General features: G+C 58.5%; 14 protein-coding genes. 6 read left to right on the top strand and 8 right to left on the bottom strand.

The window, feature by feature from the left end; all coding sequences use genetic code 11:
• The first annotated feature begins 8 nt into the window (after nucleotides 1-8).
• Entirely contained in the window at nucleotides 9-974 is a 966-nt protein-coding gene (locus ACXAE6_RS01035; RefSeq protein WP_475143334.1) for an endonuclease/exonuclease/phosphatase family protein, read from the top strand.
• 226 nt (nucleotides 975-1,200) lie between these two features.
• Nucleotides 1,201-1,740 (top strand): cytochrome b, encoded by a 540-nt coding sequence (locus tag ACXAE6_RS01030; RefSeq protein WP_475143331.1) that lies wholly within the window; start codon nucleotides 1,201-1,203, stop codon nucleotides 1,738-1,740.
• A 25-nt stretch (nucleotides 1,741-1,765) separates the two neighbouring features.
• Here the strand turns inward: ACXAE6_RS01030 and mdoH are convergent, their stop codons facing one another.
• Nucleotides 1,766-3,661: a glucans biosynthesis glucosyltransferase MdoH gene (gene mdoH / locus ACXAE6_RS01025; RefSeq protein ID WP_475143328.1), complete on the bottom strand. Its 1,896-nt coding sequence runs from the start codon at nucleotides 3,659-3,661 to the stop codon at nucleotides 1,766-1,768.
• Nucleotides 3,658-5,124 (bottom strand): OpgD/OpgG family glucan biosynthesis protein, encoded by a 1,467-nt coding sequence (locus tag ACXAE6_RS01020; RefSeq protein WP_475151685.1) that lies wholly within the window; start codon nucleotides 5,122-5,124, stop codon nucleotides 3,658-3,660. The genes mdoH and ACXAE6_RS01020 overlap by 4 nt, the downstream gene beginning before the upstream one ends.
• Nucleotides 5,125-5,398: 274 nt before the next feature.
• Here ACXAE6_RS01020 and ACXAE6_RS01015 point away from each other — a divergent pair, with 274 nt between their 5' ends.
• A complete protein-coding gene (locus ACXAE6_RS01015) occupies nucleotides 5,399-6,217 on the top strand; it encodes a CDP-alcohol phosphatidyltransferase family protein (RefSeq protein ID WP_475143326.1) in 819 nt (272 codons plus the stop codon).
• On the top strand, nucleotides 6,214-7,254 hold the full coding sequence (locus ACXAE6_RS01010; protein WP_475143324.1) for a lysylphosphatidylglycerol synthase transmembrane domain-containing protein: 1,041 nt from the start codon (nucleotides 6,214-6,216) through the stop codon (nucleotides 7,252-7,254). The genes ACXAE6_RS01015 and ACXAE6_RS01010 overlap by 4 nt, the downstream gene beginning before the upstream one ends.
• Here the strand turns inward: ACXAE6_RS01010 and ACXAE6_RS01005 are convergent.
• From ACXAE6_RS01005 to ribA, 4 genes are read right to left on the bottom strand one after another with little or no spacing between them, the layout of a single operon-like run.
• Nucleotides 7,243-7,623 carry a 6-pyruvoyl trahydropterin synthase family protein gene (locus tag ACXAE6_RS01005; RefSeq protein ID WP_475143322.1) on the bottom strand — a complete coding sequence of 127 codons (381 nt, stop codon included), beginning with the start codon at nucleotides 7,621-7,623 and terminating at the stop codon, nucleotides 7,243-7,245. The two genes, ACXAE6_RS01010 and ACXAE6_RS01005, sit on opposite strands and share 12 nt — an antisense overlap.
• 15 nt (nucleotides 7,624-7,638) lie before the next feature.
• Nucleotides 7,639-8,661, bottom strand: a complete 1,023-nt coding sequence (locus ACXAE6_RS01000) for a zinc-dependent alcohol dehydrogenase (protein WP_475143318.1) — start codon at nucleotides 8,659-8,661, stop codon at nucleotides 7,639-7,641.
• Entirely contained in the window at nucleotides 8,658-9,395 is a 738-nt protein-coding gene (locus ACXAE6_RS00995) for a RibD family protein (RefSeq protein ID WP_475143315.1), read from the bottom strand. Before ACXAE6_RS00995 ends, ACXAE6_RS01000 begins: the two co-directional genes overlap by 4 nt.
• Nucleotides 9,392-10,018 carry a GTP cyclohydrolase II gene (ribA, locus tag ACXAE6_RS00990; RefSeq protein WP_475143313.1) on the bottom strand — a complete coding sequence of 209 codons (627 nt, stop codon included), beginning with the start codon at nucleotides 10,016-10,018 and terminating at the stop codon, nucleotides 9,392-9,394. The genes ACXAE6_RS00995 and ribA overlap by 4 nt, the downstream gene beginning before the upstream one ends.
• Nucleotides 10,019-10,133: 115 nt before the next feature.
• On the opposite strand from ribA, the gene ACXAE6_RS00985 reads away from it, so the two are divergent.
• Nucleotides 10,134-11,183 carry a glycosyltransferase family 4 protein gene (locus ACXAE6_RS00985; protein WP_475143310.1) on the top strand — a complete coding sequence of 350 codons (1,050 nt, stop codon included), beginning with the start codon at nucleotides 10,134-10,136 and terminating at the stop codon, nucleotides 11,181-11,183.
• 15 nt (nucleotides 11,184-11,198) lie between these two features.
• Nucleotides 11,199-11,999 carry a class I SAM-dependent methyltransferase gene (locus ACXAE6_RS00980; RefSeq protein ID WP_475143307.1) on the top strand — a complete coding sequence of 267 codons (801 nt, stop codon included), beginning with the start codon at nucleotides 11,199-11,201 and terminating at the stop codon, nucleotides 11,997-11,999.
• A 169-nt stretch (nucleotides 12,000-12,168) separates the two neighbouring features.
• Here ACXAE6_RS00980 and ACXAE6_RS00975 read toward each other — a convergent pair whose 3' ends face one another.
• Together ACXAE6_RS00975 and ACXAE6_RS00970 are read right to left on the bottom strand one after the other, a co-directional pair.
• The gene (locus ACXAE6_RS00975; protein WP_475143306.1) at nucleotides 12,169-12,924 is read right to left on the bottom strand and encodes an FkbM family methyltransferase; all 756 of its coding nucleotides are present in this window, start codon (nucleotides 12,922-12,924) and stop codon (nucleotides 12,169-12,171) included.
• Nucleotides 12,924-14,534, bottom strand: a complete 1,611-nt coding sequence (locus tag ACXAE6_RS00970) for an alkaline phosphatase family protein (protein ID WP_475143303.1) — start codon at nucleotides 14,532-14,534, stop codon at nucleotides 12,924-12,926. Before ACXAE6_RS00970 ends, ACXAE6_RS00975 begins: the two co-directional genes overlap by 1 nt.
• Between the last annotated feature and the right edge of the window lie 453 nt (nucleotides 14,535-14,987).

The following is a 14,987-nucleotide window of genomic DNA, read 5'->3' as shown; positions in this document are numbered from 1 at the left end:
GGCGCAGAGTGGCAGCCGATATCAGCTTTGCTTCGTTCAATCTCTATAACTTTCAAAAAGCCGGTTTAACCACTTATACCAGCACGCCTGTTACCCAGAAGGAATATCAAGGTAAACGGGATTGGATCCGTCGCATCTTGATTGAGGTGGATGCCGATATCGTGGTATTTCAGGAGCTTTGGCATAAGGACGCCTTGGATGATGTTTTGTCGGTCGCTGAATTATCCGGGTACCGAACGCAATACATCGCAGACCGTTGGTACAATATAGCGGTGGCCATGATCGTCCGTCCTCCCTGGCAAATAACCTCGGCTGAGGTGATCAAAAAATTTCCGTTCACCAAGTTAGTGAAACTCGATGAGGGTGATGGTGAAGACGACGAAGTAAGCGTTAGTATTGATCAGTTTTCACGCAGTATTATCAAGGCGCAGGTTGCTCATTCATCGGACCGAAATACGCCACCCTTTACGCTTTACGCCTGTCATTTGAAATCCAAACTGCCTGCTCGGGTGACCCGCTTGCCCAGTCAATATCGAAGTGCAATTGGCAGCGCCCTCTCGACCATACGTCGCACCGCAGAAGCAACCGCCCTGCGCATGATGTTGATCGATCAGTTGCGTGGATCCAACACCCCGGTCGTTGTAATCGGTGATTTAAATGACGATCCGCTGAGCAATACCTTGAGTCTGATTACCGATCAGCCAACGCTATCGAATCGGGCTCGTGGTGCCGACCGTTCGCTCTACAGCACCTTGTTTTTCCAGCAACTGAAATCCTTCCGGGACGTCTATTACACCCACGAACACAACAGTCACAAAGGGGTGCTGGACCACATACTGGTGTCGGAAGAATTCTTTGAGTATTCCCAGGATATGATCTGGAAACACCAGGACACCCGCATCTGGAACGATCATATTGATGACGATAATCCGTACAGTACGGACCATGGAATTATTCGATCATCATTTCGTTAAGATGGTGGCGAAGCTGCCCGCCTAGCAGGTTTTTCTGAGGAGTCAGTTGGCTGAAACATCCGGACCGGCAGTCCTCGTGTCGCATCATTCAACAGGGTAAGTGCCTGGCGAGAGGTGTTATGGCTGAGAAGCATCGAGCTTTAAGATAGTCACCAGTAAAGACAACCTTTATTATGTCTTTTAGGGAACGAATCTCCTCTTTGAAACTTATTAAGGGAACTGAACCATGCCTCAAATTCAAAAATACCCGCTAGCTTGGCGACTACTGCACTGGCTAATGGCCCTGATGGTCTTCGCATTGATACCCATCGGCATCGTAATGGCCGAACGTGCCGAGGCTAATATTTGGGGAGCTTTGACCAATACCTTGTACAACTGGCACAAGGCGATCGGTTTTAGCGTTCTGTTGCTGATGGTGGTGCGGATCGTCATGAAGGTATGGCTTAAGGGACCTGCGTATCCGGATACGTTGCCCCGTCACCTGCAACTGGCCGCCCATAGTTTGCACTCTTTGCTTTATGTCGTGCTGGTGTTAACGCCGTTGTTTGGCTGGGCCGGAGTTACCGCATATCCGGCACTGGTGACCCTGGGTGGTTATCAGTTACCGGCTATGCCGTTTGTGCCTGTGGACGAAGCTTTGGCCAATCGTTTGTTTGCGATTCACGGCTTCTTGGCGATATCGCTGGGCGTATTGATCGTCGGTCATATTGGCGCGGCGATGAAACACCTGATCGATAAAGACGGCTTGTTTCGGCGCATGCTGTAACAGCCGTCTTTTTATCGAGTATTAATTATCGAGAGTTGTTTTCTCGGTTATTAATAGCTACCGAATAAGTCTCCAGAAACGCCTGTCGGCGTTGCATAATCTCAGGTGGGGCCGTCTCTTCGGGGATGCCCAGCAAACCCCACCTTGCCAGCCATTGGCCGGCCGTTTTGCTGCCTGTGAGGGCGCAAAGCGGTACGGCCAATATCAGCCCGATGACCGTGGGCAGCATCCAATACAACAATGAAGACGATTGCCACAGCAACAGGCCGAGCACCATTATTCCAAGTAAGGCCTGCACGCCATGATTGGCGATTAACGGTCGCCAGATGACACCACGTCCCTGCCGCCGCTGGGCGGACCAACCTGAATCTTGCCCGCGGGCGATTTCCCATAAGTGACGACTGTGTACCAGCATGAAAATGGGCGCGTGCAGTACCGAGAACAGCAATTCCAGCAAGGCACTGACCAAAAACCTCAGCCGGCTGGTGCCGCCGCGCCGCGTTTTGCTCAGTAAACCGCCCAGCAGTCCCAACATTTTGGGCAGCAGCAACAGCGCCATGGTGCACACGAACAGCCCGACCATGCGGTCTGAATCGAACCGGGGCAGCGCGCCACCGGCAATGCCCTGGCTTTGTTGCAGCGCAAAGCGCGTGCTCAGCACCAAGCCTACCGTCATCATGGCGAGCCATAGCAGGGAGGTCAGGTAGTTCATTACACCCATGATCATGTGCGCGCGGCTCGGCCAGCGCAGACCGCGAGTGCATAACACGGCCAGGTGTTGAACGTTGCCTTGCGCCCAGCGCCGGTCGCGAATGGCGGCGTCGCGCAGGGTGGGTGGGCATTCCTCCCAGGAGCCGTCCAGGTCGGGCAGCATGCGTACCGACCAGCCAGCGCGCCGAATCAGCGCGGCTTCGACAAAATCGTGTGAGCGTACTTCGCCGCCGAAGGGGCGTGGGCCTGGCAGTTGGGGCAAGCCAGCGGCCGCCGCGAAGGCGCGGATGCGAATGATGGCGTTGTGTCCCCAGTAGTTGCCGCTGTCGCCCTGCCAGGCGCTCAGGCCTCTGGCGAACACCAGGCCGTAGGCCAAACTCGAAAATTGTTGCAGCCGGGCAAAGAGGGTTTCGCCGGCGTATTGGCGGGGCAGCGTTTGCACGATGCCGGTGTTGGCGTCGGCATCCATTTCCCGTACCAGGGTGGCCAGGGTGTCAGCGGCGATCAGGCTGTCGGCATCCAGCACCACCATGTAGTCGTAAGCGCTGCCCCAGCGGTTGATGAAGTCGCGAATGTTGCCGGTTTTGCGTTCGGTGTTCTGGGTGCGTCGGCGGTACCAGACCGGCAGACAATCATCGAGTCGATCACGTAGACACTGCACCGCGGCGGTTTCGGAGCGGACGACGTCGGATTTGTTGCTGTCCGAGAGGATAAATATCTCGAAATGCGACTGCAGCTTCAGACGGCCCAAGTCCTCACCCATGGAGGCCAGAGCCGCGCAGGCGCTGGCGGCGTCCTCGTTGTAGATGGGCATCAGCAGCACGGTTTTGCCGCGCAAGGGGGTATGGGGTTTGGCTCGGTATTGCCGTGAACCGGGGTGGGCGCGATAGAACAACAGCGCCGCCATAGCGGACGTTGCTGTCAGCGAAATCCAGCCGAAGGTCAGGGTGAACAGGCCCAACAGTAACCACAGCAATGTTGTTACCCAGAAGTCGGTGTGGCCGGTTGTTGTCACGGCATCGCCCAGTGGCAAGGTTAGGACCATTTGCCAACTGGCGGCGACGGTCAGTGCCAGGCTGCCGCCAAAGGTAAAATAACGCGCCAGCCAGGTGGTCAGCGTTTGGCGGCTTGCAAACTGGCTCGGGCGTTGTGACAGCTGTTGGGTGGGCATGGACAGGGGCGATGCCGGTGGCGTGAGTGTCGTTGTCATCGCGTCCACCGATACAGCCAGGTTTCACCCCAGGGCTGGCCGTCGACTTCCAGCGCGACGCGCAGTTCGGCTAAATCGGCTTCACCCGGGTTGAGTTTTACGTAGGCCTGGTAGTGGCCGGTGGCCTCTATCAGGGTGCCGCTGACATCGGTGATCTCGCCAGCGCTGGTGCTGGCATGGATACGCATGGTATCGGCCGATGTTGGCAATGTTTGCCCGTCGCTGTAATCAATCACAAAAATGCGGTCATTACTGCCCAGTGCGCGGCCGGAAGCGGTGTTAGTGATGCGCCCTTGTTCCGGTGCGTAGGCCGAGGCCGCGCCCCAGTGCAGGCGGTATTGGTAGCGGTAGGTCTGGCCGACTTTCAAGCCACCAGCCGGTTGCCAATAGGCGACAATGTTGTCCTGGTATTCACCGTCGGTCGGAATTTCCAACAGTTCGACGTGGCCTTGGCCCCAATCACCCAGCGGCTCGACCCAGAGTGACGGCCGTTTGTCGTAACGGGCTTCGTTGTCGTTGAATTGCTCGAAGGTGTCTCGGCGCTGCATCAACCCAAAGCCGGTCGGCATGGCGGAGTCTGCGGTCTCAAAGGACGAGGCTTGCCAATGGGCCGGGTTGGCCAGGGGTCGCCAGATTTGCTCGCCATTGGCTTGCACAATTTGCAGGCCGTCGGAGTCGTGTACGGCGTTGCGGAAATCATCGAACTGGGCGCGGTTGGTGGTGTCGAACATAAACATGGAGGTCAGCGGGGCAACGCCAATGCGCGGTGTGTCGACGCGCGGGTAGAGGCTGGCATCGACGTCCATGACGGTCTCCTCGCCGGGCATGACGGTAAAGCGATAGGCACCGGTGACCGAAGCGCTGTCGAGCAGGGCGTAGATGATGATTTCGCGGTCGTCGCTGGCTGGCTGTTCAATCCAGAAATCAGAAAAGTGCGGGAATTCCTCGTCGCCTTCGCCGACAGTGTTCACCGCCAGGCCGCGCGCTGAAAGCCCGTAAAACTGGTCTTTAGCGACCGCCCGAAAGTAGCTGGCGCCCAGGAACACCAGAAATTCATCGTAGTATTCGGCGCTGTTGATGGGGTGGTGAACCCGAAAGCCGGCGTAGCCGTCGGCGCTGAGGTTGTTCACGTCAATGGTGCTGTCGTCGTAGTTGAACACAGCGGTATCGAAGTTCAAGCGACGAGCCACGCCGTTTTCCACCAGGTGAATGCCAACGGGCAAGTTGTGCAGGAACCCCGGGTGAAACAATTGCAGCTGAAACGGGCTGGGTTCGTCACTCCAGACGGCGTGGTTCGGATCAAACCGGATGCTCCGGTACTGGTCATAGCTCAAGGCGCGCAGCGCGCTGTTGTCGGCCAGGGTATCGGGTATGAAAGGTTTGCTCGCCAATTTGCGGGCCTGGTCCTCAAGCCAAGGTTGGTTAAATGCTGGGGTGTCGGACTCTGACGCCGGTGGCGCCATAAGCGACCGGCTCAACAGCAGGCCGGCAATTAATAGCAATAGCAAGACTGCCACAGCCCAATAACCGGGCCGGGTACTTCTAGGTAGCATGATGTTTTTCCTTTCCATCAAGTGCGGGTCGAGAGTGATGCGTGCGTATTCAAACAGGGTACGAGGTCGGTTAGGCTGCGAGCGCTGGTCCCTTCCAGCGCTCGGGTCGTATACTCCGGCCCCATCTTTTTCGGGGTCCGTATTATGATCATTTATCGCCTGTTTCGCATTAGCCGGAGTGCTTATGTCGGGTTCATTTACGCGTTTTGCCGCTATGTTTAGCGCTCGGGTGTCATCGCCATTGCAGCGTGAATGGGTGCACATCGCCTGGTTGGGGACGGCTGTGTTGCTGGCGGGTGCTCTGGTTTTATGGTTTACAGATCAGCCGGTCACCGCGGCGGGCTGGTTAGTTGGCAGTCTGGCTGGCTGGGCGTTTGTGTTATGGCAGTGCCGCACGCGGCTGCATTTGAACGTCAGTACCCTCGATAACCGAGTGTTCACCAGCCTGGGTACGGCCAATCGTATTACGCTGCTGCGCGGCTGGTTGATTGGTGCGACGGCCGGGTTTCTGGCAATCATCCCACTTCAATTTCACGCGGGGTTGCTGTTCGCACCGGCGGTACTTTACACCCTGGCCGCCGCCTTGGATGGGCTTGATGGTTATGTCGCCCGGCGTCAGCAGCAGACCACGCGGCTGGGGACTGAACTCGATACCGCCATGGATGCTTTTGGTTTGCTGATCGCGCCGCTGGTTGCCGTCTTTACCGATCGGCTTCCGGCGGTTTATTTGCTGGTCAGCGTGGCTTATTACCTGTTCCGGTGGGGCATCCGCTGGCGGGCGCAACGCGGTCGGCCAGTGTATGCGCTGCCGCCAAGCCAGATGCGTCGATACCTGGCCGGGGCGCAAATGGTGCTGGTGGCGTTTGCCTTGTGGCCACCTCTGCCTGAATCGGTTATCCACTGGCTAAGCTTTGCCCTGATGATCCCGCTGTTGCTGGGTTTCTGTCGTGATTGGCTTCACGTCAGCGGCTGGCTGGGCGCTCGCCGGGAGCCTGTTGCATGACAACGCATCGTGGCTTCAATCGATGGAGCCTCACCACCGGAGTGCTGTGGCTGCTGGCGCTGGCGCTGGCCGTTTGGACGCTCAGGCAGTTGCCACTGCACAGCATAGCCGCCCAGCTTGAGCAGCTCAGTTGGCACAATTGGCTGCTATGGACACTGGTCAATGGCGGCATTCTGTATTTGGCCGTTCAGCGTTGGCAATTGCTGGGGCAGGCAGTGCAGACGCCGTTATCCTTGGTCAGTTTATTTCGGATGCGCCAGGCGGGCAGTGCGGTCAGTTTTCTGACTCCCGGACCGCATTTTGGTGGCGAACCGCTGCAAGTGTTCTGGTTGCACCGCCTTTTCGCGCAGCCGCTGCACCGCGCTGTCGCCATGCTGGGGTTGGACCGTTTTGTGGAGACCGCGACCAATATCGCTGTCTTGCTCGCGGGTGTATTGATGCTGCTGGGTACCACCGTGGTGCCGCTCGATGAAGGGCTTCAGGTCTCGGCCATCTTGGCTGGGGTCTTGGTTGCCTTGGTCGCGGCGGCGGCGCTGGTGGTGTACCACCCGCTGTGGCTGGCGAATCGGATTCGCCCTTTTGTGCAACGCTGGCGACCCGCTTCGGCTGACCAGGATTCTAACCAAGAAGGCGGCTGGCAGGCGCTGGTGCGCTTGATGCAGGGCGCCCTGGCTTTGCACCGCGGGCGTTTGGCGGTCGCCTTGCTGTTGTCGTTGCTGGGTTGGGTGGCGTTGTTGCTGGAGTTGTGGCTGTTGTTGCGCTTTCTTAATCTCTCGCCATCGTTGAGCGATTTATTGACCATCATGGTGGGCATGCGGCTGGCCATGTTGCTGCCGGTGCCGGGCGGCATTGGCACCATCGAGGCGTCGCTGTTGTGGTCGTTCCAGTTGCTGGGATTGCCGGTCAGTGCGGCCCTGGGGCTGATTGCACTGACCCGGCTGCGCGATGCGCTGGTGTTGCTGGTGGGCTTGGCGTGTTTGTACAGCTTTCATCGCCCTCGGCTGACCAGCAAAGGCAAAGCCGTATCAGCCGAATGAATGCCGGTAAGCCGCCCAGCAGGTATCGTTCTCCCAGAGTTTGACGGTGAGTGCACCGGTGCCGGGCGGGGTAATGTCGGCCAACAGCTGTTCGCTGAGGATGCGGCTGAAATGCTCAATGCTCGGGTTCAGGCCAGCGAATTCCGGTTTGTCGTTGAGCATGCTGTCTCGGTAATAACCCACCACCTGGTTCAGGGCGGCTTCGATTTCGACGATATCGACCAGGTAGCCATGCTCGTTCAGGGTGTCGCTTTCGATGCGCACTTCGAGCACGTAGTGGTGGGCGTGGGGATTGTTCTCAGCACCCCAGTCCCCGCCAATCAGATAATGATTGGCAATAAAATCCTGGGTAACGGCAACGGTATACATAGAAATCCTTATCGGTTAATCAATGGAATAATCAAACAGCGGCTGCACCATCTCGATTTGAGAGTCGGCTTGAGAGTCGTGCAGTTGCTGGTAAAGGGTGCCGGCTTTGCGCAATGGCAGCCGGTGGGTGATCAGTTGGGTTGGGTCGAGACGGCGAATCATTTCCCAGGCAACGTCGAAGCGGCGTTCTTTGCTCCAGCGGCCGCTCAAAGCCGGAGCCAGCGTGCTGACCTGGCTGGTGATCAGTTGCAGGCGGTTGCGATGCGCCTCGCCGCCTAAATCGACCGATACCGTCTTGTTGCCATACCAACTGCCAATCACGATGCGGCTGGCATAACCACTCAGACCAATGGCCAGATTCAGGGCGTCGGGATGCCCGCTGATCTCGTAAATCAAATCGGCATCGGCCAGATCGGGTTGCTGATTTGGAGTGGCGTCTGCCGGGCTGAAGACCGCCTGTACGCCCAGTTGGCGAGCCAGTGTCTGGCGGTTGGCCTGGCCTTCAACGGCCTGCAACGAGGCCAAGGGGTATTGCGACAGCACACCCGATAACAGCAAACCGACCACACCCTGGCCGAGCACTACGACCCGCTCGCCGAGCATCGGCTGGCCATCCTGCACCAGGTTAACGGCCGTTTCCATGTTGGGCAGAAAGACGGCGGCTTCGGCGGAAATGTCGGTTGGTACGGCAATCAGCTGGTCTGGGCGAGCCGTGAAATGACTGGCGTGGGGTTGGAAGGAAAACACCGTTTTCCCCAGCCAGGCCGGGTCAACATCTGCGCCGACCTGCTGTACCTCTCCGACACAGGCATAGCCGTATTGCACCGGGTATTGGGAAGCGCCCTGCAGCGATTCGAGCGAGCTGTCGAGTGCCATCGAACCGGGCAATTGCCCGCGGTAGAGCAGTAATTCAGTGCCGGGACTGACGGCAGAGTAACGGCTGCGCACCTGAACTTCATTCGCCGCCGGTGGTGCCAGAGATACGTTGCGCACTTCAACCTGAAACGGCGCGGTAAACCAGAGCTGAGCAACGGTCATGATTCGACCCCAGTTCCGTCTTCACCCTGGTAGCGTAGCCGGCCCCAGACAATCAACTCGTTGCCCAGTTGCTGGCTGTGCAGATCGTCGATATGAGGGAAGGGCAGGCTATCGGCGCCGCCCAGTTGGCCTACGGCGTTGTAACCGCCCACAAACACTGGAGCAACCGTCAGTATGACGGCGTCGGCCAGGGCCGTTCGCAAAAAGGCGGTAATCACCGAAGCGCCGCCCTCCACCATTAAGCTGCGAATACCGCGTTCGTGCAGAACAGCCATGGCTGCATGGAGGTTAACGTGGCCGTTGGCATCACCGGGCACGACAATCAGTTCACAGTCATCACGATCGGCCGCGCCTTCCGGAGTGGTCAGCACCCAGCAACCGCGCTCGGCACTCTGGCACAGCTGACAACTGGGCGGCATGCGCAACTGGCTGTCGAGGACGATGGGTTGCGGATCCTTGCCGGTCCATTTGCGCACGTTGAGGCGGGGGTTGTCGGCCAGGACGGTGCCAATGCCGACTAAAATGCCATCGTGCAGGCTGCGCAACTGGTGTGTCATCTGCATGCTGGCATCGCTGCTCAGTGCCAGGGTTTCACCAGGCGCGGTGGTAATGCTGCCGTCCAAGCTTTGGGCGTAGCTGAGCGTAATATGCGGGCGCTGGCGGCTGATACCTGAACCCTGAGCGGCTTTCTGCTCGGCCAGCAGCCAATGCTCGATGTCCTGATTCAGCGTCATGAGCTGACAGATTTAACGATGGGTTCGATGGGCAACAGATGATCCATACGCTGCACCTTGGTGAGCAAGTAGCCGGCGTTATCGGTGTTGGCCGCGACGGCCAGCGATACCCGTTGCGAAACAGTAATATCTTCGGCTTCCAGCGCAGTGATCTTGGCCGGGTTGTTGGTGATCAGCTGTACTGACTCCACTCCCAAATCTTTCAGTATCAGTGCCGCCAGTGAATAGTCGCGTTCGTCGGCTTCGTGCCCGAGCATTAAATTGGCGTCGACGGTGTCGTAGCCCTGATCTTGCAGATTATAGGCGCGCAACTTGTCGAGCAGCCCAATGCCGCGGCCTTCCTGGCGCATATAGAGCACAACGCCAGCGCCGGCGTTGGCGATCATGGCCATGGCCCGGTCGAGTTGTTCACCGCAATCGCAGCGCCGGGAACCGAGCACATCGCCAGTGAAACATTCAGAATGAACCCGAGCCAGAACCGGCCCAGCGTGGGCGATATCGCCCATAAAAAAAGCCAGGTGTTCTTTGTTATCGAGGGTATTGGTGTAGTAGCACAACTGGAAATCGCCGTATTCAGTGGGGATCCTTGTGCTGGTCATACGGGTCACGGCAGGTATAGACATGAGGTACTCTTAATGTTGGTATAACGATCCTTGTATGTCTGGGCGTCTTGCTTTTCATGCCCGGACACTACTCAATAAGTTACGACCCCCCTGTTTGGAACGGATCACAACTCTGTTGAACTTCACCACCTTGTTTTTTGTATTCCCCGGTGACCTGGCGACGCCGACGGGCGGTTATCGCTACGATCGCCGGTTGATCCGCGAGTTGCGGCAACTGGGCTTAGAAGTCCAAACGATTGCTCTTTCCAGCCAATTTCCCTTCCCGGATAACCAGGCGCTGGAAGATGCTCGCCAGAAACTGGCGGCTCTGCCGGATGGTGCGGTGGTGATCTTCGATGGGCTCGCCTTCGGCACGCTGGATCAGCTTGCTGAAGCCGAAGCACAGCGGCTTCGCATCATCGCTTTGTGCCATCACCCGCTGGCGCTGGAGTCGGGTTTGGACCCGGCACAGCAACAGCGTTTTCAGGCATCGGAGCAGCGGGCATTGTACACCGTTCGCTCTACGCTGGTCACCAGCGAGCACACCCGACAAATTCTGATCGACCAGTTTGCCATGCCACCGGAAAAGGTGGTGGTGGCGCAACCCGGCACTGATCCAACACCCTTTGCTCCGTGCATCGGGTCGCCTATGCAGTTGCTGACCGTCGCTACCCTGACCCGGCGTAAAGCCCACGATGTACTTATCGATGCGTTGGCACCTTTGGTCGATCTGCCCTGGCAGGCCCGCTTTGTCGGCGGCAAGGATTTCGACCCCGACTGGAGCGACGCCCTGCAACAACAGGTGAACCGATTGCAGCTACAGGACCGCATTCAACTGGTCGGCGCGGTCGATGACCTGAAGGCCGAGTTCCACAATGCCGACCTGTTCGTGCTGCCCTCTAGGTTCGAAGGCTACGGCATGGTCTTCGCCGAAGCGCTGGCTGCGGGCCTACCTGTTATCGCTGCCCGGGCCGGGGCCGTGCCGGATGTCGTGCCTGAATCCGCCGGTCTGCTGGTACTACCTGACGACACAGCCGCGCTAACAGATGCACTGCGTACCTTGCTGACCGAAGAAGACCTACGCCGCCAACTGCAAACCGGTGCCCGCAACGCGGCCGCCAACTTACCCACCTGGGCCGATACCGCCGGTCAGGTGGTTCGCCTTGTTCAAGCCATACACCCATAAGGAAATACCGCAACGATGAGTGGATTCAGTATCGATTGGCTCGATCTGCGTGAAGCCGCAGACCGACGTGCCCGCGACAAAGGCCTGAAGGATCAGGCAATACAATGGTTGGAACTGGCTGAAAACCCGGTGGTGGTTGATTTGGGCGCCGGTACCGGTTCCACCTTGCGACAGCTCAGTTCACCGAACCAGCCATCACTAATCTGGCGCCTGGTCGATAACGATGTGACCTTGCTCGGCGAAGCGGAACGCCGGCATGGCCAGACGCACCGAATAGAGCCCTGCACAGCGGATCTGGCAGCGTTGACATCACTGCCTATCGAGGGCGCTCGTCTGGTCACCGCCTCGGCGTTGTTCGATCTGGTGTCCGAGGATTTTCTCGATGCGCTGGCGACAAAGCTGAAAGCCCAAAGCCAGCAACAGCCATTGGGCCTTTATGCCGCCCTGAATTACGACGGCACCACCGAGTGGACACCCCAACACCCGCTGGATGATGCTGTGCTGGCGGCTTTTAATCAGGATCAGCGCACCGACAAGGGCTTTGGCCTGGCGCTGGGCCCCGATTCCGGTGCGGTTATGCAACGCTTGTTCACTGAGGCCGGCTTTACAGTTCATACCGCCAGCAGCCCCTGGGAGCTGGATGGAGCCGATCAGGCCATGGTGTCGGCACTGATCACCGGCATAGCCGCGGCGGTTGCCGATCACCCGGACATCGACTCCAGCGCGCTGGAAGACTGGGTGCAGTTTCGCCAAGCCAGCGCTGCTTTGGGTACCTGCAGCGTTGGGCACACAGACGTTTTAGCGTTGCCGGTTTGAGAACTTAAAACTCGGCATTGGCTCAGCAGACCAGCGGCGGCGGCCTGGGGTGCTCCTGTGGGGGAGTCCGCAGCATGGATGCTGCGGTCTAGGCTCCATGGACGGATCTACGCCGACCCCACAGGAGCACCCCGGGTCGCCGATGCGGACAAATGCCACTGAAACAGGGTTAAGAAAATTCCCCCAAGCGTCTGGCATACACATCGCCGCTGCCTTCACGGGTTGCTTCCAAATGGCGTTTCATCTCCGCCGGGGTCAGCCAGCGCTCGAATTGCAGGCGGTGAGTTTCGCCGGGGGCGAGGTTGTATTGGTAGTTGCCCAACGCTTCCAAACGATCGATGCAGGCCAGCGCAGTGCTGATGCTGGCCGGGATGTACTCGAACGACAACGCCGCCAGCGGTCGCGATAACCCCTGTAACACCGCCAGTTCAAAGCCTTCGACGTCGATTTTGCAAAACCGTGGCTCGCCGTGACGCTCGATCAGCGCATCGAGCGTGGTGACCGGAACCGTCACTTCACGATCCCAACGTACCGACTGAAAGGACGCATCCTGTTGCACCTGGGCGATCCATTCCTGCGACATCGTCGTGACCGTGGGCGTGCGCGTACTGATAAACAGCGTGGCTTCGCCCGGTTCGGCACCCACGGCTTCTTCGACCAGAGTGATATTGGCGTCGGAACCGTAGCGCTGCCGCAGGGTTTGCATCAGCAGCGGCTGAGGTTCCAGCGCGACGATACGGGCACCCAGAGCGCGCCAGGCCAGCAGCCGATTGCCAACGTGCGCGCCGATTTCGAAACACAAATCGCCGGGGTGAATAAATTGGCCGTAACAGCGGCGCAGCCGCGACTGTCGACCGGGAATGCCGTAATACATCAGCAGTGAACGCCATAGGCCGAGTCGCTCACGCCAGGTTGTTTGTGCCATCAGTGGGTCTCCTTACCGGGTTTGGAAAATGCCTCGACAAAGCGGTCGCGAACCTCATCCATCCGCCAGACCGGTGCGTCGGCCTCCAGCATCAGGCCGGGTTGCCAGTGCCAGCTTTCGATGGCTTCGATTACCGCTGGGTCGCGAGCGATTAGGTGCACTGGTACGTCTCGGTTGTCGGGGTCGCCGGTGATCATCGGCGCAGCCTGATGATCGCCCAGTATCAGCACCACCAGATTGTCATCGCCGTATTCCTGCAGGTAGGAAACCAGCGCCTCCAGCATGTATTCGATCGACTGGCGGTAATACTGGCGAATGGTGGTGACATCGCTCCAGACTTCTTCCGGAGTGGGTCCGGCCTGAGCTTGGTCGTTAAAGATGGTGCCATTGCCGACCTGATCCCAGGGCACCAACTGGGCGTTGGGTGTCCAGGGAGCGTGCGATGAAATCAACGCCACTTCGGCCATAACCGGTGGCCGGTCTTGTTCGCTGCGCTCGCGCGCCTGCAAGGCCGACCAGACGTACTGATCGGGCATGGTCACCCAGTTGAAGGGCAGTCCCTCGTAGCCGAAATTATGCGCATTGTAGATCTGGTCGTAGCCGAAATAAGCGCCTTCGGGCCAAGCCAGACTGATCGCCGGCATCCCCGCCACAGTGCGCCAGCCGGCTTTCCGAAACAGCCGGTTCAGCGTAAGCCGCTCGCTAAGCATCAGGCTGTTGTAGCGGTTTTCGCTGTCGATCCAGGCACCAGAGAGCAACGTCCCGTGGGCCAGCCAACTCAGTCCACCCACCGTCGGTGAGGTCAGAAAGGCGCTGCGCATCTGCAGGCCCTCGGCTTCCAGCGTAGTCTCCGCCCAGTTCAATGTGTTGGTGACCGACTCTCGGAAGGGGTCTTGCTCCAAAAGCACCCGTCCATAGGACTCAGCGAACACAACATAGACATCCTTGCCTGCCAGTCGCGAAAACAACCCGCTGGCGGGCAGGTCAGCGGCGGCATCGTCACCCACCGTTGCGTTAAATTCCTGTATATCCTGAAGGCTGTGAAGGGTATCGCGCCCGTGGGCGACCAGTTGATCCCAGGCAAAGGTATTGGCCCGCGACCAGCCTGCAGCTTTCAGCCCACCCCAGACCAGCAGCAGCGCCAGCAGCGTTACAGCGGACAGCCGTGGCGCAGATTGCAGCGTGTGTTGAATACGCCCGAGCATCAGATATGCCAGCCAGCACACCAGGGCGACGACCAACACCAGCCCCAGAGCTACCAGTACTGATGCCAGGCTGCCCAGCACGCCACTCAGCAAACGGCTGGCGTCGGCCAGCAGATGGCTGTCGAAAACCGGATTAAAGCGGCGCGCAAAAATTTCGTGGGTGACCAGATCGGTGCCGCGCAGCAACAAACCCAAGCCGAGCATCACCGCCAGTAGAGCATGTACGCCACGGCCGGCTAAGCCGGGAATCAGCAGTAGAAAACCGATTACCAGCAGTTCCAGCGGAAAAAACAGAAAGGCGGACGGTGTAATCCAGACCAGCCGGTTAGGCAGGGATAGGGCGACAAAGAGGCCGACAAAGGCCACGAAAGTGATCAAGTGCCGGATAACTGGGTGATGAGGCATCTACAGGTCTCATATTAGTAACAGATGGTAGAAGAGGACGTGTCGAGTAATCGCGCAGACTAACCCAGAGTGCTGATAATCCAAAAGCGACACTGGTCGGATTGCTCGGAACGGGTGGCGATACCAGCCGTCTGTTTGTTGCAATTCGGTTTACCAAGACGGATGAAGCTGGTGCGATTTGGCAGAGCGTCAGACACAAAAAAGCCCCGCGTCTGCGAGGCTTCTTTGAAAAATTAGGTGGTGCCCAGAGGCGGACATCTTTGCCCGGAGCAAAGATGGACGGCGCAGCCGCCCGCAGGGGCAGCGCCAGGGAAGGCGCTGATCCATCGAACCACCGAGGTAAAAAGCGGTTCGATTTGGTGAACTATTCAGGCACAAAAAAGCCCCGCGTCTGCGAGGCTTCTTTGAAAAATTAGGTGGTGCCCAGAGGCGGACATCTTTGCCCGGAGCAAA

Source organism: Saccharospirillum sp. ABV4_185 (assembly GCF_056159245.1).
The sequence above is the reverse complement of the archived record's forward strand: the minus strand, read 5'-3'. Positions and strand labels throughout refer to the sequence as shown.